This window comes from Oleiphilus sp. HI0132 (genome assembly GCF_001635845.1).
The window spans coordinates 1-771 of the sequence record NZ_LWGJ01001674.1; the positions used below are offsets into that span (position 1 = coordinate 1).

Annotated in this window: 1 pseudogene; it reads left to right on the plus strand. The window is 43.5% G+C overall.

Annotated features, from left to right (window positions below):
* Positions 1-42: 42 nt before the first annotated feature.
* A pseudogene (locus A3766_RS25675) lies at positions 43-771 on the plus strand (exopolyphosphatase); the annotation flags it as partial.

A 771-nucleotide genomic window follows, 5' to 3' on the forward strand; every position in this document is an offset into this window, starting at 1 on the left:
CGTAACGAGTAATATATAGCCTTATCAGAGGATTTCAAGGACGTGTTAACTCACAATGATACGAAAGCAGAGCCAAATAGCTGCTCAGACCACATTGCAGCGATAGATTTGGGCTCAAACAGTTTTCACATGGTTGTCGCAAAAATTTCTCATGGCGAGATTAGAGTCGTTGATAAGTTTGGTGAAAAGGTCCAGCTAGCGGCAGGTCTCGACGAAAATGGAGAAATAACTCCAGAAGCCCATATCAGGGCAATTGAGTGCTTGAAGCGCTTCTCCCAGCGGATCAAGAGCTTTGACTCTGCATCTGTGCAGATCGTGGGTACAAATGCTTTAAGAGCAGCCAAAAAGAAAACTGACTTTCTGCGTGATGCCGAGCGTGTAACAGGTCACCCAATAGAAATAATTTCTGGCAGAGAAGAAGCGCGTCTAATTTATCTTGGTGTTGCTCATACCCTGGCTGATGATAAAGGCAATCGCCTGGTTATCGATATCGGTGGTGGTAGCACCGAATTGATAATTGGTGAACGCTTTGAGGCAAAAGCCTTAGAAAGTATGCATATGGGCTGCGTTTCTTTCAGAGAAAAATATTTTCCTGGTGGTGAGCTAACTGAGCAAGGATTTAATAAAGCAATCAAGCACGCATCCAGAGAATTATTCAGCATAAAGGAACAATATAAGTCGCTTGGATGGCAGCATACAGTGGGTGCTTCGGGTTCAATTAAGGCTATTCTAAATGCTTTGCGTCATCTTGGTTTAGCTGAAGAAACGATT